This is a genomic window from Paenibacillus sp. BK720 (genome assembly GCF_011761545.1).
Taxonomy (GTDB): Bacteria; Bacillota; Bacilli; order Paenibacillales; family Paenibacillaceae; genus Pristimantibacillus.
Genome location: NZ_JAASRQ010000006.1, coordinates 272142 through 290838, shown reverse-complemented (window position 1 = coordinate 290838; position 18697 = coordinate 272142). Strand labels below are relative to the sequence as shown.

General features: G+C 56.0%; 14 protein-coding genes. 12 read left to right on the top strand and 2 right to left on the bottom strand.

Annotated features, from left to right (window positions below; genetic code table 11):
- The first annotated feature begins 14 nt into the window (after positions 1-14).
- From FHT67_RS23065 to FHT67_RS23010, 12 genes are all read left to right on the top strand, one after another.
- Positions 15-1391 (top strand): aldehyde dehydrogenase, encoded by a 1377-nt coding sequence (locus FHT67_RS23065; RefSeq protein WP_132308953.1) that lies wholly within the window; start codon positions 15-17, stop codon positions 1389-1391.
- 161 nt (positions 1392-1552) lie between these two features.
- The gene (locus tag FHT67_RS23060) at positions 1553-3106 is read left to right on the top strand and encodes a DHA2 family efflux MFS transporter permease subunit (protein WP_132308505.1); all 1554 of its coding nucleotides are present in this window, start codon (positions 1553-1555) and stop codon (positions 3104-3106) included.
- Positions 3107-3312: 206 nt separating this feature from the next.
- On the top strand, positions 3313-5307 hold the full coding sequence (locus FHT67_RS23055) for a beta-galactosidase (RefSeq protein WP_167201436.1): 1995 nt from the start codon (positions 3313-3315) through the stop codon (positions 5305-5307).
- Positions 5308-5329: 22 nt separating this feature from the next.
- Positions 5330-6298 carry an ABC transporter permease gene (locus FHT67_RS23050; RefSeq protein ID WP_167201435.1) on the top strand — a complete coding sequence of 323 codons (969 nt, stop codon included), beginning with the start codon at positions 5330-5332 and terminating at the stop codon, positions 6296-6298.
- 29 nt (positions 6299-6327) lie between these two features.
- Entirely contained in the window at positions 6328-7218 is an 891-nt protein-coding gene (locus tag FHT67_RS23045; protein ID WP_132308511.1) for a carbohydrate ABC transporter permease, read from the top strand.
- A gap of 71 nt (positions 7219-7289) precedes the next feature.
- Entirely contained in the window at positions 7290-9023 is a 1734-nt protein-coding gene (locus FHT67_RS23040; protein WP_167201434.1) for an extracellular solute-binding protein, read from the top strand.
- A gap of 115 nt (positions 9024-9138) precedes the next feature.
- On the top strand, positions 9139-10935 hold the full coding sequence (locus FHT67_RS23035; RefSeq protein WP_165930697.1) for a sensor histidine kinase: 1797 nt from the start codon (positions 9139-9141) through the stop codon (positions 10933-10935).
- Positions 10910-12478: a response regulator transcription factor gene (locus FHT67_RS23030; protein ID WP_167201433.1), complete on the top strand. Its 1569-nt coding sequence runs from the start codon at positions 10910-10912 to the stop codon at positions 12476-12478. The genes FHT67_RS23035 and FHT67_RS23030 overlap by 26 nt, the downstream gene beginning before the upstream one ends.
- Before the next feature lie 18 nt (positions 12479-12496).
- Positions 12497-14914, top strand: coding sequence for an alpha-L-rhamnosidase-related protein (locus FHT67_RS23025; protein WP_167201432.1), 2418 nt, complete (start codon positions 12497-12499; stop codon positions 14912-14914).
- Positions 14911-16521 (top strand): beta-galactosidase, encoded by a 1611-nt coding sequence (locus FHT67_RS23020; protein WP_167201431.1) that lies wholly within the window; start codon positions 14911-14913, stop codon positions 16519-16521. Before FHT67_RS23025 ends, FHT67_RS23020 begins: the two co-directional genes overlap by 4 nt.
- Positions 16522-16685: 164 nt before the next feature.
- Complete coding sequence (locus FHT67_RS23015) at positions 16686-17012, top strand: MGMT family protein (protein WP_132308955.1); 327 nt, start codon at positions 16686-16688, stop codon at positions 17010-17012.
- Positions 17013-17079: 67 nt separating this feature from the next.
- Positions 17080-17505 (top strand): DUF1284 domain-containing protein, encoded by a 426-nt coding sequence (locus FHT67_RS23010; protein WP_167201430.1) that lies wholly within the window; start codon positions 17080-17082, stop codon positions 17503-17505.
- A 28-nt stretch (positions 17506-17533) separates the two neighbouring features.
- On the opposite strand, the gene FHT67_RS23005 is transcribed toward FHT67_RS23010, so the two are convergent.
- Entirely contained in the window at positions 17534-17818 is a 285-nt protein-coding gene (locus tag FHT67_RS23005; RefSeq protein WP_132308525.1) for an alpha/beta-type small acid-soluble spore protein, read from the bottom strand.
- A gap of 73 nt (positions 17819-17891) precedes the next feature.
- On the bottom strand, positions 17892-18599 hold the full coding sequence (locus tag FHT67_RS23000; protein ID WP_167201429.1) for a glycosyltransferase: 708 nt from the start codon (positions 18597-18599) through the stop codon (positions 17892-17894).
- Positions 18600-18697: the final 98 nt, after the last annotated feature.

Sequence of the window (18697 nt, the reverse complement as noted above, 5' to 3'; positions counted from 1 at the left end):
GGTATCGCATGAATATGAACATGAATACAGCTCAACAATCGCTGGAGAAGCAGCGGCATTATTACGGGACGGGGGCAACCCGGAGTCTCGAATTCCGGCTGGCGCAGCTGGCCAAGCTGCGCCAAGCCATTACGGAACGCGAGGATGCGATTATGCAGGCGCTTCGGCTTGACCTGAACCGGAGCGAGCAGGAGTCCTATATGCTGGAGATTGGACTGGTTCTCAAAGAAATCTCTTTCGTGCAGAAGAGGCTGAAGCGGTGGATGAAGCCCGCCAAGGTCAAAACGGCGCTTACCCACATGGGCAGCAAGGGGTACATCGTGCCGGAGCCGCTTGGCACCGCGCTTATTATCGCACCGTGGAACTATCCGTTCCAGCTCGCGATGGCGCCTCTTGTGGGAGCTATAGCGGCGGGCAATACGGCGATTCTGAAGCCGTCGGAGCTGTCGCCCGCGGTGTCGGAGGTGATGTCCTCGCTTGTTCAGGATACATTTGATCCTTCTTACATAACCGTTATGGAAGGCGGGGTCGAAGTAAGCAAAGAGCTGCTTGACCTGCCGTTCGATAAAATTTTCTTTACGGGCAGCGTTAACGTCGGCAAGCAGGTCATGGCCGCCGCGGCCAAGCATTTGACGCCGGTTACGCTCGAGCTTGGGGGCAAAAGCCCGGCTATTGTGCATCATGACGCCAATCTCAAGCTGGCCGCGAGACGCCTTGCCTTCGGCAAATTTATTAATGCCGGCCAGACCTGCATCGCGCCTGATTACGCGCTTGTGCACCATAGCGTTCTGGAGGAATTCCTTCAGCATCTTCGCAAAACGGTAACGAGGTTCTATGGCCAGAGTCCGCTTGATCATAAGGATTACGGCAAAATTATATCGGAGCGCCATTTTCAAAGGCTCGCTGGCTTCCTTCGCGAAGGGGAGGCTGTCATGGGCGGAGGGGCAGACGAAATGTCGCTCCGGATCGAGCCTACCGTATTAACCCGCGTGGACTGGAATATGCCGGTCATGCAGGAGGAGATTTTTGGCCCGATTCTGCCTGTCCTTGTCTATGACGAACTGCAAGAAGCAATTGACCAAATCAATGCGCGTCCGAAGCCGCTTGCCCTCTATCTGTTCAGCGAGAACGCGGCTATTCAGAAGCGGGTGACCGAAGCCGTGCCGTTTGGCGGCGGATGCATCAACGATACGCTCATGCATCTGGCAACGCCGTATTTGCCGTTTGGCGGCGTGGGCGAGAGCGGGCTCGGTGCTTATCATGGCGAGTACAGCTTCAAGACCTTCTCCCATATGAAAAGCGTGCTGAAGCAAACGACCAGGTTCGATTTCGCCTTCCGTTATCCGTCGGCGAAGGGTGGTCTTTCGATCATTCGGAGGCTGATGAAATAGAGGCGCATCCGTCATAAAAGTTTTTAACTTTATTTGTAAAAAATTTATTTGACTAAAGGCTGGTTTGCTCAGTAACATGGGGTAGCAAACAACCATTACTGGCAGCCGTTGTCCCCTCATCCTGTGGCGTAATGGTGTATTCCATGTAGGAGGTTATACGGATGGAACAACGGTTAAACGATCATTCGCAGGAGCAGGAATTCAGCATGAAAAGCATCCTGCTCCCGCTTGTCGCGATTATTCTCGGCTGCTTTATGGTTATTCTCGATACAACGGCGATGAATGTCGCTTTATCGAAGCTCGTAGAGGATTTCCATACGCAGCTTCCCACTCTGCAATGGACCGTAACGGGCTATATGCTGGCGCAAGCGGCTGTCATTCCGCTTGCCGGCTGGCTGTCCGACCGGTTCGGCGCCAAAACGGTTTTTCTGACCTCGGTCATCCTCTTTACGTTAGGCTCGCTCCTGTGCGCGCTGCCGAACGACCCGCAAACGCTCATTGCGTTCCGCGTTATTCAAGGGCTTGGCGGCGGATTCGTGCTGCCGGTCGCGATGGCGTATGTTTACCGGCTGAGTCCGCCGAGCAAGGTGGGGCAGGTCATGGGGATGCTGGGCGTGCCGATTCTTCTTGCGCCTGCCATTGGCCCCATTCTCTCCGGCTGGCTCGTCGAGTACCACTCCTGGCGCTGGATCTTCCTGATCAATCTGCCCGTGGGCATTATCAGCGTATTGTTTGGCTTATGGAAACTGCCGAAGCTGGCGACCAAGAAGCTTGCGGGACTAGATATTCCCGGCATGATTCTGGGGCCGCTCGCTTTCGCGGCGTTATCCTATGGCGTTAACCAAGGCGCCGAAAGCTGGACTTCGGACAAAACGCTCTCCGGCCTTATCGTTGGCGGCATCGCGCTAATCGTCTTTATTATCGTAGAGCTGCGCGCGAAGCATCCGCTGCTGGATCTTCGGGTGTTCCGCTCGGTTGATTTCTCGTTTGGCATTGTGGTGCAGTGGATTGTTCAGTTCTCTCTTTTCGGAGCGATTTTCCTGCTGCCGCAGTTTCTTCAGCAGGGCCGCGGCTACGGTGCCTTCGACACCGGCCTTACCTTGTTCCCGCAAGCGCTGGCATCGGCCTGCATGATGCCGATCGGCGGTTATTTGTTTGACCGGATCGGGGTCCGCTGGCTGGTGGTTATCGGGCTTAGCCTTGTTTCGGGCGCCATCTTCCAATACTCGAATCTCGATATTCATACGGGAAGAGAGGATCTGCTGCTGCCGCTTATCATGGCCGGCTCGGGAATGGGGCTTATGATGATGCCGCTGAATTCCCATCTGATCAACAAGACGCCGCGGGAGCTGGTCAGCCGGGTTACTTCGCTTACGAGCGCCATGCAGCAGGTAATCAGCTCGCTTGCGGTAGCGCTGCTCGTCACGATTCTGACGAAGAGGATTGCAAAGCTGATGGTTGAAGCGAACGTGCCGCCCGAAGCGCTGGCGAATCAGACCGCGGGAAGCGGCGCCGCGCAGGCGAGTCCGGAGCAGCTGCAGCAGCTTCTCGCATTGGCGGTCGATGCATTCGACTACACCTTTGGCATTATGGTGTTTGTTGCTATTGCGGGTGCCCTGTTAGGACTTCTGCTCCGCAGAGGCAAGAAAAGTTCCGGCGAGAACACGCAGGCCGAGAAGCCGGAAGCGGCTCTCGAAGGGCTTCATATGGGATAGAAGGATGCAAGCACCCGCCACCAGGCTGTTCACAGCCGAGTGGCGGGTGCTTTTTTTTGCCCAAATCAGACTGATTTGTCGGGTGTTCATCTCTCACTTCCCCGGTTTTGCCGCCGCCGGTCCCGTTAGATAATAGGAGCAGGCAGGGGCTTAAGGCGCCTGACCGCAAGCAAAGGCAAGCTAGCAGAACGGAGAGGTTGCAAGCTATGAAATTTGGCGTTTGTTATTATCCGGAGCATTGGCCGGAGGAACGCTGGCCGCTGGATGCGAAGCTGATGCGGGAGGCCGGCATCAATATCGTCCGGATCGGGGAGTTTGCCTGGTCGAAGCTTGAGAGGAGACCCGGCGAATATACCTTCGAATGGCTGGACAAAAGCTTGTCCATTCTGGCTTCCGAAGGCATTCGGGTCGTGCTGGGCACCCCGACGGCTACGCCGCCCAAATGGCTCATGGACCGCCATCCCGACCTCTACATGCGGGATAACAAGGGAGTTGCCAGGGGCTTCGGGCACCGGAGGCATTATTGCTATAACCATCCCCATTACCCTGTTTATATTCAGTCAATCGTTACGCAGCTGGCGACAAGATACGGCGCTTGCGATAACGTAGTAGCCTGGCAGATCGATAACGAGTTTGGCTGCACGGATACGACTCGCTGCTACTGCGATAATTGCCGGACGGCCTTCCAGCAATGGCTGGAGGCCAAGTATGGGAACATCGACAACCTGAACGAGCAATGGGGAACGGTCTTCTGGAGCCAGATTTATAACGCGTTCGGCGAAATCGAGCTGCCGGCTTATACGGTCTTTCCGCTTCATAATCCCGGCATGGAGCTTGATTTCCGGCGTTTCTCATCCGATTCCGCAGTCCGGTTCCAGCAGCTTCAGCTGAATATCATCCGCTCCCTTGCTCCGCATCAGCCGATTACGCACAACATGATGGGTATGTTTAACGAGATCAACGACTTCGACCTGTCGAAGGAGCTGGATTTCGCATCGCTGGACAATTACCCGAATTTGATGTTTGCCGATAAGCCCGATCCGCGGAGCTCCGCATTGGCTCTGGATGCAACCAGGGGCTTTAAGCAGGCGAGCTTCTGGATGATGGAGCATCAGAGCGGTCCGCCGGGCGGCAACATGCTGTTCCCGACGCCCAAGCCGGGCGAGCTGCGCAAATGGACGTATCAGTCCGTTGCCCATGGGGCGGACGCGATCTTGTATTTCCGCTGGAGAACCTGCCTGTTTGGAGCGGAGCAATTCTGGCACGGCCTGTTGCCGCATGACGGCATACCCGGACGGCGTTACGAAGAAGCGGCGCGAACGGGGAAAGAGCTGCAGCGGCTGCTGCCTCTGATGGAGGGACTCGGCAGCGGGGCCGAAGTGGCAATGATCCGGTCCTATGAGAATGAATGGGCGATGGAGATTCAGCCGCAAACCCATGAGCACCGGTACGACCGTCAGTTCCAGTCCTATTACCGGTACTTCTACGACAGCCGGATTCCCGTTGACGTCATCTCCGATGAGCATTCCTTCGATAGCTACAAGCTGGTCGTTCTGCCGCATTATATGATGGCAAAGCCGGGCGTTGCCGAGAGGCTGGCGCATTATGCGGCCGCGGGCGGCACCGTTGTGCTCGATATACGCGCGGGGACAAAGCTGTGGAACAACCGGATGAATGATGCCACGCTGCCCGGGGCGTTCAGGGAGCTGCTCGGCATCCGCATCACGGATTACGGCACGCTTCGCGAAGGGGAAAAACGACGGATTGCGGCGGCAGACGGGGAGCCTGTCGGGCACGGAACGGTCTGGTACGATGTCATCGTCTGCGAGAAGGCGGAAGCGATCGCCTGGTACGCCGAGGATTACATGTCCGGGACACCGGCCGCGACGCGCAACGCCGTCGGTAAGGGCGCAGCCTATTATCTCGGCATAGGCGCTGATCCGGCCTGCATGCGCAGCCTGATGAACCGGGTTTGCGAATCCGCGAGCGTTCGCCCCATTACCGAAGTATCGGCGCCGGAGGAGGTAGAGCTGACAAGAAGGGCGGACCGCTTGCAGTCGTTTATCTTCGCGATTAACCACGCGGGAGAAGAGCGGAGTCTTCAGCTTGCCGGACCGATGCGGGAGCTGATCTCGGACCGCGCGATGGAAGGCGCGGCTGTTATTCCGGCTTTCGGCGCCTATGTTTTCGCCCGTGTCTAAGTCGTCATGAAAGGAGACTACCATGGCCAAACCCGCCACACCATTAATAAATCATGAAATTGCGCAAACGGCTCGGAAGAAGGCGGGCAAAAGCCTCGTCATTCGAAGACAGTATCAGCTGCTGCTCATGTCAACGCCTTTTGTGCTTCTCGTTATGCTGTTCTCGTTCGGCCCGCTCTGGGGCTGGATTATGGCCTTCCAGCATTACAAGGTTGCGCTTGGCCTATGGCAATCGCCATGGGCGGGCTTCGATAACTTTAGGCTGCTCTTCCAGGATCCCCAGTTCTTCAATGCGCTGCGCAACACCGTCGTCATGGGAGTGCTGAATCTGGTGACAAGCTTTATCGGAGCCATTGGCCTCGCCCTGCTCCTGAACGAAGTGCGGTTTGTGTTCTTCAAGCGGGTGATTCAGACGTTAACCTATATCCCGCATTTCGTTTCCTGGGTTGTCATCGCGAACATCTTCGCTACGCTGCTGTCCCCGGACGCCGGCGTTGTGAACGCGATATTGCTGAAGCTGGGGTTCATTCATGAACCGATTTATTTTCTCGGGGAAGAGAAGCTGTTCTGGTGGATTCATACGGCGGCGAACTTCTGGAAGGAGCTTGGCTGGAATACGATCATCTACCTTGCGGTGCTCGTGGGGCTTAACCCGGAGCATTACGAGGCGGCCGAAGTCGACGGAGCAACAAGGTGGCAGAAAATGCGCTATATTTCCATCCCGGGCCTTATGCCAACGGCGATTCTGCTGCTTATCCTAAGCGTCGGCTGGATCGTCCAAAGCGGTTACGAATCCCAGTTCCTCCTCGGCAATCCGGTCGTCATCAACCGTTCCGAGGTGCTGGATCTGTACGCCTTGAATTACTCGACCAGCATTGGCGATTACTCTTACGGCGTCGCGGTCAGCATGTTCAAATCGATTGTTAGTCTTGTGCTTGTCCTGCTGGTTAACTACACGGCGAGAAAAACATCCGGCAGCCGTTTATTCTAACGGACCGGCTTGCAAGGAGGTGAGAGAACATGTTTGTCAGGAGGTCCACAGGAGATGTCATCTTCAGTGCTTGCAACTATATCCTGCTGTTGCTGCTCGGCATCGGAACGTTATTCCCGTTTCTCAATCTGGCGGCCATCTCCTTAAACGATGCGGGCGATACGCTGAAGGGCACCATTTATGTCTGGCCCCGCGTCTTTACGTTGGAGAACTACGGCACGATATTCGCCAATGACGGTCTGGCAGCCGCGGCTGTCCGTTCGGTGATCCGGACCTTGGTTGGCACCGTGCTGGGCGTTTTATGCACGGCGATGCTGGCTTACGCGCTAAGCAGGAAGGAGTTTTTCCTCCGCAAGCCGTTTAACGTTATCCTGATCATCACGATGTACGTCAACGGCGGCTTGATTCCTTTTTACCTGCTGGTCAAGAATATCGGCCTAATGAATCATGCGGCCGTCTATATTCTGCCGATGCTGATCGGAGTGTTTAACGTCATCATTATGCGAAGCTATTTCGAGCAGCTGCCGGAGGGGATCGTGGAGTCGGCCAGAATCGACGGCGCATCGGATTTCCAAATCCTGTTCCGGATCGTGCTTCAGATCAGCTTGCCCGTTTTATCGACTATTACGCTGTACATCGCCGTGCAGCATTGGAACTCCTGGTTCGATAACTATCTGTACGCGAGCAGGAACGAGAACCTGAATCTGCTGCAATACGAGCTGCAGAAAATTCTGATCAGCTCCGTTAACCAGGTCATGAGCGCCAATACCCACATCGATGCAACGGATGCCAGACGGACTAATCCGGAGACGATCCGGGCGGCAATGACGATCATCGTCACCCTGCCGATTCTGCTGGTGTACCCGTTCCTGCAAAAGTATTTCGTGAAAGGAATGACCTTCGCGGCCATGAAGGAATAGGCGGCCAAGAGGGGGATTGTCGGAATTCCGATACCGGTGATATGATCATGACAAGATGAGAGGGTGTCCATATGTCCAAGACATGGAAAAAAGGGTTAACGCTGCTGACGGCTTCCGTTATGCTCACAGGTGTTGTGGCAGCCTGCTCCTCCAATAACAACGGGGGCGGCAATACGGAAGCATCAGGCAACGGCGGAAATGCGAAGGCCAGCAACGCAACAAATGAAGGCGCTTCCAATGAGCCGACAAAGGCTCCGCTCGAACCGATTACGTACACGATGAACACGACCGACGAGAAGCTGACTTGGGATACGCCGATCCAGAAAATGTTTACGGAGAAAACGGGCGTTTCCTTTAAATACGATCTGATCGTAGGGGAAGAGACGCAAAAGCAGGATCTCTGGCTCGCTTCCGGCGACTACCCGGACATCATGGCGATGGGGCCGCAGGAAATCCAGAAATACAAAGACGGCGGAGCGCTTATCCCGCTGAACGATCTGATCGATCAATACGGACCGAACATCAAAGATAAGTTCGGCGAATACTTCAATCTCCTCAAGGACGAAGACGGCAAGATCTGGTCTCTTTACGGCGTGAACAAGAGCCGCGAAGCGAAGGCGGATGCCTCGGCCAACTTCATCGTCCAATATGACGTGCTGAAAGAAGCGGGTTATCCGCAAATTAAGACGCTCGACCAGCTGTACGATATCCTCAAAGCGTACAAAGACAAACATCCTCAGATTGACGGCAAGGAAACGATCGGCTTCTCCGGCGCCATGACGGGCTGGCAAGTCAACATCGAATACAATAACCCGATTATCAGCGCGTCCGGCTTGCCTGACCACGGCAACTTCCGGATCGATGCGTCCGGCAAGGTCGAATACAACCCGGTCTCCGAGGACGCGAAGAAATACTACTCCTTCCTGAACAAGCTTTATCAGAACGGGCTTTACGACAAAGAGGCTTTCTCTCAGGACGATCTGTCGAAAAAGCTTGCGCAAGGCCGCGTATTAGCTGCTTACGCGCCGAAATGGATGGTGGGCAACGTCGAGACGCAGTTCCGTCTAGACGGGCATCCGGAGCGTCAATACGCTTACCTGCCGCTATTCTTCTCGGAGGATACGGTTGACCAATCGAACACGGTTGTTCCAACGTTCGCGGGAAGCCTGCAGTGGGCGGTTACGAAGTCCGCGAAAAACCCGGAGCGGTTCATCCAGTTTATCGACTACCTGTTCTCCGACGAAGGCCAGATTTTATCGCAATGGGGCATTGAAGGCACGCATTACGAAGTGAAGGACGGCAAGCGGACCCTGCTGCCGGCCGAGCTGGAGGCCCGCAAGAACGATCCCGACCATGGCACCAAAGAAGGCTTTACGAGCAACGGCACGGGCAGCGGCTCCTGGTTCAACGTTGGCGACGGCGCGAAGCTGAGCGACGGCGATTACGCCACTCCGCTGACCAAGGATTATCAGCTCAGCCTGTACGATGACATGACCAAAGAAGTATTGTCCAAATACGGCAAGCAGACCTGGGCGGACTTCCTTCCTCCTGCGCAGGTGGTGCCGGGCTATCTGTGGCAGGTGACGCCTCCGGACAACATCAACCTGCAGGCCAAGAAGATTGAAGAGGCCTGGAAGAAATATTTGCCGAAGCTCATCATGGCGAAGAACCCGACCGATTTCGATACCAGCTGGGACGGCATGAAGTCCACGATGGAAAAAGCGGGTCTGCAGGAAGTGAACGACGCTTATACGAAGCTGTGGGCCGACTTTAACGCCAAATTCAAAGCGAGCATCGGGGAGTAACTCTCCTTCGGCAGGCAGTAAGCCGTCATACCGCGTACGCCTTGACCCAAGGCGTACGTTCTTTTGCTTCATGAACCTAATTCATCCAATTCGACAGAGAAGAGGGATAAGACGCATGAAAATCCGGACCAAGCTCATTCTAGCCAACCTGTTCATCGTCTTATTCCTGCTAGGCTCCGTGACGTACGCGTTGACCAAACGGAGCAGCGATCTCGTGCATGAGCATATCGTGCAGAACGCAACGTTATCGCTTTCGCAGATCGGCCAGAACCTCGATAACCGGCTGGCCTCGTACGAGGATGTGGCGAATACGCTGTTTCTCAATCCCTCGCTTAACCTGATCCTGGATCAGCGGTATGCGGATCAGCTGGAGGCCTACGAGGTGTACTCGGAGCAATTCCAGCCGTTCCTTTCGGCGATCCAGTCGACCCGGGATGTCATGAAGGTGGACGTGTATACGGATAATCCGTCCTTCTTCTTCTCCAACGTCCAGCTCATTGACAACGGGATCCGCAATTCGGACTGGTACACGGAGGTAATGTCGAATAACACGGGCGGCTACTGGACCCATCCTTACTTGACTTTTCCGAAGAAAGAACCGGTCGTCAGCTTCCGCAAACGGCTGAACAACGTGAATCGGGACTCGCCAAGCGTAGTGTCTCTGGAGATCCGGCTTAAGAATCTCGCCCAGCTGGTTGATCTGGAGAGCAAGAACAAACGGGTTATATTTGCGTTGTCCGACGGGACGGTGCTGATCGACAGCGATAAGGAAAACGCGGTGGGGAACGTAAGCGAGCTGCCGTTTGGCGGCCAGGTGATGAGCGGAATGGACGGAAGCTTCAATCAGACGCTCAATAAGGAATCGTACCAGATTCTGTTCCAGACGCTGAACTCCCGCAATATCGTCAAAGGCATGAAGGTCATCGCTTTCGTCCCGACCGAAGAGCTGTCGGCGAAGCTGCTTCAGCTCCGTTCGCTCGCGCTGCTGCTATTCGCTCTCGCGCTGGCCGTCTCCGTGCTTCTCATCTCCGTTATGTCTGTCAGCTTGACGCGGCGTTTGAGCGATCTGGCCGTGAAGATGAAGCGGCTGAACCGGGATAAGTTCGACAGCTTTGTGGATGTCAAGGGAAGCGATGAGGTCGCTCAGCTTGGCGAGATGTTCAACCTTATGGTCCGCAGGCTGCGCGAGCTGATCGGCGAGGTGTACCAGTCCGAGCTTGACCGGAGGGAAAATGCGCTGCGGACGAAGGAAGTGGAGCTGTACGCTTTGCAGACGCAGATTAATCCGCATTTTTTGTTCAATACGCTGAATATGATCCGGGGCAAGCTGCTTATTGCCGGGGACCGGGACAATGCGAAGGTGATCGGCCTGCTGGCGAAGTCCTTCCGCATGATGCTGAAGAAAGGCGGCCCCACGATTCGGCTCTCGGAGGAGCTTGATTTCATCAGCAGCTATTTGCAAATTCAGCAATACCGGTTCGGCGACAAGTTTACTTACGAGATAGACGTGCCCGAGGAAGAGATGGATGCCCTGGTGCCTAAGCTGTGCATTCAGCCCATCGTGGAAAATGCGATCTCCCACGGCATCGAGCTAAGCCCGAAGCCTTCGAATATCCGGATAAGCGGACAGCGGAGGGGCAAGGAGCTGCTCTTGATCATCCGGGATAACGGACTGGGAATTGCGGCCGAGCGGCTGGCGGACATTCAGAGCCGGCTTCGCAGCGATGACAGTCTGACGGGCGACGCTCATATCGGCCTGCAAAACGTGCAGCACCGGCTGAAGCATTTATTCGGGGAGTCCTACGGGCTGGAAATTACCAGCGAGGACGGGGCCTGGACGGAAGTAACGATGAGCATTCCGAGAGACGGACAGGAGGAGGCGCCGGATGTACGACGTGTTAATCGTGGATGATGAACCGGTGGCGCGGCAGTCGCTGCGTTATCTGATTGATTGGGAGGAGCTGGGCTTTACCGTTAAGGGGGAAGCGCAGGATGGGCAGCAGGCGCTCGATATGCTGAGAGACAACCGGTATGCCCTCGTATTGACCGATATCCGGATGCCTGTGGTTAACGGTCTGGAGATGGCCGCCGCCATGCAGGAGTTTACGGATACGCCCGTTGTGATTTTGAGCGGCTATGACGATTTTGCTTACGCCCGCGAGGGGCTGAGGCTTGGGGTGAAGGAATATTTGCTGAAGCCCGTGGATGAAGAGGATCTGATTGCCTTGCTGAAAAAGCTTGCCGCCGGCATGCGCGAGCAGCAGCTCCTGGAGAAGCGGCAGCGTCTTGGCTTGTCGGCCGGCCGGGACCAGCTGCTTCGCCGCTTGGTGCACGGGCAGATCGCCCCCCGGGAGCTGGAGGAGCAGCTGAGGCTGCTCGGACTTCACGCGAAGGAAGAGAGATATGCTTGCCTCCTGCTGGAGCTTGATTTTATCGCGGACGGAGAGATGCCGGACCGGGATACCGAACTGATGCGTTTCGCCATCCGCAACATTGCGGAGGAAGTAACGAACGGCAGCGGCTACGTATTTGAGGAGTCCGAGGAGCGAATCGGCGTCCTGCTGGGCGGTCCCGCGCGCGGGATGGGGCTGGACGATTGCCGTCAGTGGGGGGAGCGTCTGCTGTCTTCGGCAGTTAAGTATGCCAAGGCGTCGGTAACGGTCGGGATTGGCGGGAGCGTTGGTTCTGTGGCGGATATCAAGCAGTCTTGGAGCGAGGCGGAGGAAGCGCTCGACGGAAAATTCCTGTCCGGGACCGGAACGGTTCTGCTGCCCCGCTGGAAAGCGGAAGCAGGCGACGGGGAACCGGATGCGCTCCGGGCACTGGAAGCCGAGGCGCTGGAGATGGCGCGCAGCTGCCGGCGGACGGATACGATCCGCGCTTTGGGCCGGCTGTGGGAGTGCTTCCGAACCGAGCAAGTGCCGGAGAGCCGCGCGAAAATGTCGGTGCTCGAGCTTTTCATCCAGCTGTTCCGGATGATGAAGGAGCAGGGGGCGAGCCACGACCGGCTGTTTGACCCGTCCTTGGGAGATTACGAGCGGATCATGCGGATCAAGACGATGGATGAGCTGCTTCGCTTCACCGAAGGCAAATGCTGCGAAGTCGTGGATGCGATGCAGCGGACCAAGGAGGTGCGGCCGAACAAGATCGTCGCGGAGGTCAAGCGGATCGTCCAGGAGCAGTACGGCGGACCGATCTCCCTGCGGGAAGTGGCGGCTACGATCTATATGAATCCCAATTATCTAGGCAAGCTGTTTAAGGCGAACACCGATCAATCCTTTAACGATTATGTCTTGCAAGTGAGGATGGAGAAGGCGAAAGAGCTGCTGCTTCATACGGATAAAAAAGTCTATGAAATAGCCCAAGAGGTTGGCTTCAGCGAACTGGATTGGTTCTATAAACGATTTAAAGCGTACACGGGCGTTAGCACCGGAGATTACCGGAATGCCCGCTGACGGGAATCGGAGGAGAAGATGGACGAGAATAGAGCTTGGACGGCGAAATGGATCTGGGCGGAACCAAGTCATAATAGCGGCCCGGCAAACGGAAGCATGGAAACGGTGCTGTTTCGCAGAAGCTTCGGCATTCCCGCGAACGAAGGCGTAAAGCTTAAGCTTCTTGTGTCCGCGGACAGCCGCTTCCGGCTGTACGTGAACGGGCAGCCGGTTGCTTACGGACCATGCAAAGGCGATTTGAATGTTCACTATTACGATGAGGTGGACGTAACGCCGCATTTGCGTCCGGGGACAAACGTGCTGGCGGCACAGGTCGTTCATTATTCCGGGGATAAAGGTCCGGCTTCCGTCTGGCGCAAGGAGCGGGGAGTCTTTCTGCTCGAAGGCAGCCTGCAGGGATTGGACGGCCGGGTGATCGAAAGGCTGGATACCGGCTGCGAAGGCTGGCGTTGTTATCCGGTCCGGGGCGAGTCGGCAAAGCTGGCGCCGGAGACGGCTACTCTCTTTATCGGCGGCGGGGAAATCGTGGACGGCGCAGGATGGCCTCGGGGCTGGCGGGATTCCGCCTTTGCGGAGGGTTGGCCGGCTGCGTCGGTGGTAGCGGACACGCATGACAAGATGTACGGCGGCTTGAGCAGCTGGCTGCTAACGCCGCGGCCCATTCCTTTCATGAAAGAGGAAATTCGGGAGTTTGCAACAATCGTTCGGGGGCATTGCGGTGACCGGATATGGTTGGACGAACCGATGGGGCCCGGCGGGAGATTGGGAATTGAGGTAGCTGCGGGCAGCCGTCTTGTCCTGGAGCTTCATGCGGGCGAGCTTGTGGCCGGCTTTCCGCAGCTTGCGGTGAGCGGCGGAGCGGGAGCTGCGGCTTCGATCCTATACTCGGAATGTTACGAATACGAGCCTCTTCCGAATGGACAGCGCAACAAAGGGGTTCGGGACGATCCCGATGGCAAGTCCTTGCACGGCTTCGAAGACACGTACCGGATAGCGGGATACGGAAGCGGCGCAGGCGAGCCCGAGAAGTACGAGCCGTTCCACCGCAGGGCATTTCGCTTCGTCCGTCTTACCGTTGAAGCGGCCGAAGAGCCGGTTATGGTGGAGGGGATCACTTATCTTCGTACCGGCTATCCGCTGGACGCGAAAGCAAGCTTCGCCAGCTCGGATCCATCACTGTCGCCTTTGTGGACGATCAGCTTAAATACGCTTCGAAATTGCATGCACGAGACGTACGAGGATACGCCTTATTACGAGCAGATGCAGTATGAGATGGACAGCCGGCTGCAGGCCCTATTCACTTATTATATTAGCGGAGATGACCGTCTCGGGCGCAAAGCCATCTACGATTTCCACAGCTCGCTGCTGCCTACGGGCATGCTGCAAAGCCGCTATCCGTCGGTTAACCGTCAGATTATCCCCGGATTTGCGCTGTTTTGGATTATGATGGTGCACGACCATTATTGGTATTCGGGAGACCTGGCCCATGCTGCCCGGTATAGGCCAACGATCGATGCGGTGCTTGCCTGGTTCGAAGCGCGCGTGGAGCCGGAGTCCGGACTTGTAGGCGTAATGCCGGAGGCTTATTGGTCCTTCGTGGATTGGACGGAGCAATGGCGCCGCAATGCCGGTGCTCCGCCTTCCGGCAGAACCCGTCCCAATACCGTCTATAATCTGATGGCGGCCGATGCCCTGCTTAAAGCAGCCGAGCTGAACGAAGCTACCGGTCGGCGGGATACGGGGCAGGAATACCGCCGCCGCGCCGCCGCTTTGCAGCAGGCTATCCGGCAGCACTGCTGGTCGGAGGAAAAGGGCCTGTTTACGGATAGCCCGGACTCTCCGGATGCGCTTAGCCAGCATGCTCAGATCTGGGCGGTGCTGACGGATACGGTTGCCGGCGAGAAGGCGAGGCAGCTAATGCTGCGGGCGCTGGAAACGCAAGGGCTTGCCAAGGTGTCCAGCGCGATGGCTTACTATTTGTTCCGTGCGCTCGCGAAGACCGGCATGTACGACAGAACCTTTGCTTTGTGGGGGGACTGGAAGGCTCAAGTCGACCTGCATTTGACCTCTTGGGTTGAGGATCCGGTCTCGGTCCGCAGCGATTGCCATGCCTGGGGCGCGTTGCCTCTCCATGAATTCCCGGCCGAGCTGCTGGGCGTCCAGCCGTTAACGCCGGGTTTTGCGACGATCTCGGTTGCTCCAAGAATCGGGGCGCTTCAGGCCGCAGCCGGTGCGGTCATTACGCCGCACGGAGCCGTAGAAATCGACTGGAGCATTCGGGAGGGAAGATTCCGTTTGCGAGTGAAGCGGCCCGGCACGGTGCCGGTACAGATCACGCTGCCAAATGGAGAGCTGCGGTATTGTACCGGGGAGGGGCTGCTTGAGTGCGAATGCGAGCTTACTACTATTGAACCTGCGGAGGAGCTAAAGCCATGAAGCTGGGAATCGCTTATTATCCGGAGCACGAGCAGCCGGAGCAATGGGATATCGACTATAGCAAGCTGGCGGCTGCCGGCATCCGATCGGTGCGGATCGCCGAATTTGCCTGGACGTTGCTGGAGCCGAGAGACGGGCAATTCGAATGGGGCTGGCTGGACGTCGCCATTGAGCGCGCGGCCGCTCACGGGATCAATGTCGTGTTATGCACGCCAACGGCCTGTCCGCCGGTCTGGCTCGTCGAGAAGCATCCGGATGTCCTGCCGGTTAACAAACAGGGGAAAGCGGTTGGTTTTGGCGCCCGCCAGCACCGCTCTTATTCCTCGGATCATTATGTTCTGCATGCCTTGCGTATCGTGAACCGAATGGCCGAGCGTTACGGCGATCATCCCAACGTTGTCGCATGGCAGCTCGATAATGAGTTCGGCGGAGAGACCAAATACGATTTCAGCGACGGGGCAAGGCATGCCTTCCATCGCTGGGCGGAAGAGCGTTACGGTACGGTTGAGGCGCTGAACGAAAGATGGGGAACCGCCTTCTGGTCCCAGCGGTATGAACGGTTTGACCAGATTCCGCTGCCCGCGCCCATCGGGGCGGATGTGCATATGTGGCATCATCCCAGCCTGGAGCTGGACTTTGCCCGGTTCTCCTCGGATAGCATGGCCCGGTTCGCCCGCCTTCAGGCGGCTGCTCTTCGCCCTTATATCGGAGAGAAGCCTATAACAACCAATGCTTTCATGTTCTGCTGGGGAGACAACCTGAATTGGACCGATTTGTTTGCCGGCTTGGATGTGGTTGGCATGGACATCTACAGCAATAAGCCGCATGAGATCGCTTTCTATGCGGATGCCTGCCGAGGGGTGCTTGGCAAGCCGTTCTGGATGATGGAATACGGAACGGGAACAACGGAGCTGGAGCGCGATATGCGGATTGTCCGCGAACGGGGCTGCAGCCGGTTTTATTTGTTCAAGATGAAGCCGTTCCCGTGGGGACAGGAGCAGGGCGGCGGCAAGCCGGAGCTTGTTACGTTAACCGGCGAGCCATCGCGTAATTACGAGGTTGTTCGGGCCTACGCGGCCAAACATGCCGATGAGGCGGAACTAAAGGAGACGAAGCGCGCAAGCGTTGGTCTTTATTATCATTTCGACAGCTCCTGGAGCTATCAGCTGGCGGTGGCCGACCGCATATCCTACCCGGATTATATCGTTCACAACGTCTATCGCCATCTCTACGAAGCGGGTGTCAGCACCGACGTGGTATACACCGCAGACCAGCTGGAGGGGCTGGAGACGCTAATCATTCCCCTCCATCAAATCTATGATGCCGGGTTGGAGGAGCGGCTGATTGCCTTCGTGCAGGCAGGAGGCAAGCTGATCGTCACCTCCGATCTTTTCCGCAAGAACGGCGATAACGTATACCTTCGCACCGTGCCGCGATTATTCTTCGAGCTGCTGGACTGGCGGGAAAATAACTTCCCGGGCGATGCGGTCGCGGAAGGCTCCGTACTCATCAGACGGCACAAGACCAGCAAGGGCGAGACATGGCTGGTTCACCGCAGCGCAACGGAGGAGCAATGGAAAGACGTTATAACGGGAATCATTGAATAAAGCGCAAAACTCCGGCCACTGTCCCCTCTGTTGGCCGGAGTTTTGCGCTTAGCGGTGGCGAGCCGCGCTCGCGGGAACGTGAGAGGAAAACCATACCGTTTTCATTGTATGATAGAGGGAACTCGAAAACGGCCCGCGAGCGGGCTTGGAAAGGACAAACGCTTATGTTACAGCCGTATACGCAGAGAGTGGTCGATATTATAAAGCAGATTCCGGAAGGGAAAGTAATGACCTACGGGCAGATTGCGGGATTGGCGGGAAGCAGCCGCGGGGCAAGGCAGGTCGTACGGATTCTGCATTCCTTGAGCAGCGCCCACCGGCTGCCTTGGCATCGGGTTGTGAACGCAAAAGGAGAAATCGCTATCCAGGAAGACGAATCGAGAATGCTGCAGAAGCATATGCTCGAGGCCGAAGGCGTGTACATTGGCATTAATGGGTCGATCGATCTTGATGAATACCGGCACGAACCGGATTTACCGCCGGATAGATAAATCTCCTCATATGTTAACCTTTGTGGTAAAATTGGGTTAACATATAGGGGGGAGGAGTAACCGCTTTATGCCACCAAACATCTCGTTAAGAGGGCATCATCTTTTTTGCTTGCTTGGATACCGGGGTAAGGGGTATTCGGACGGCTTCTGCACGAATATGACCGCCGTCTATGAAACGCTGAGACGCGACCCGCAGACCGTCATCGAAATTAAGGAAGGTCCGGACATGATCTGCGCAGCGTTTCCTTCCGATCAGCCGAATCATTGCCATAACCCAAGCGTTTACCGGAAAGACAACGAAATATTGGGCGAGCTGGGGCTTGCGGTCGGGAACAAGCTGAGCTGGGAGGAGCTTGTTGGCCGCGTTGCCGCGGCCATCCAGCCGGATGATATCGGCCGGCTCTGTCACGACTGCCCCTGGGAGCCGTACGGGCTATGCCGGGAGGGAGTTGCCCATATCCGGCAGGCAAAAGCGCTGCGGGCATTGCCTTAAGCTTTCCGTGCAAAAAGAAAGCGGCAGCTTAAGGCTGCCGCTGTGATAGCTTTTCTTGCGCCATCCGGATCATTTCCCGGATCATCGCACCGCCGATTTTTCCGCCGACATGGCCTGCATCCTCGGTTTTCATATTCCCGTTATCGCCATTGCGATTCATCCGGATCCCCATTTCGCTGGCTACCTCGTATTTCACGTCATCCGGTCTGTTCTCGTCCACCGCGTAGCCTTCCTGGCGCATTACGTTTGCCTTTAACGTTTGCATGGCCGCCCCTGCTTCGGGAACAAGTAATCTTCTGCTGCGTCTTCCCATTGTTCTCACCGCCTCATTATCATTTGACGGTATTACTTTTCCCTTGCGCTTTAGCATTTATGAAGGACAAGTTTTAAATAAACTTGCTTAGAATGGCATCCACCTTCGTTTTGTTGGAAATAAAGGAATGTCGGTTTAACAACCGTTGATTCAGCGTGTTTTTGCTATGCACGACAACCATGTAGTTTCGTTTGCCGGACTGGGTCAGAACCTCGTGTTTATGCTTGACGACTCCGCTATGCCCATCGACCGTCTTATAACGGAAGCCTTTAAAGTATTGCTCGGATTTGTAAATCCACGTATAAAACGGCGGAGAGGCTTTGCTAACCGTTGCCATCCTATGCCTGACGCTGTCGTAAATATAACCGGACTGGTTGATGAGAGCCCGAGTGCCCTGCTTCGGCTTATAGTTATGAAGCTGATCGATCATGGTGCGGTGATACGTATCATCGCAGTCGAGACGGACCAGGTAGAGAGTGGAGCTTGCGCCAACGGTTTTGCGCAGCTTTTCCACGTATTTTTTTTCCGCGACAAAACGGATATGGGCGGGCAGCTTGGGGTACCTCGCCAGCTCGGCCTTGATGATTCCTTCCGTCCGCTCGGTATAGCGAATAAAGGCATGAAAGTTCTGATTGGTCTGCTTCAGCAGGCTTTGAAGCGTATATTTCATAAAGATGGACATCCGGTACTTAATCCACTGAGGGGTCAGCCCTATCCGGTAGACGCCACCCCTGTTGGAACGGTTGTTAAATTCAATTTCTACAACGATGGTTTTGGTCATCTTGTCCCCTCCAATATCCAACTTGTACACATTTCGTTTGAAACCAATATATTCGGCAGGAAAGGATTGGATACAGGCGGATTTCATCCCCAGCTAAA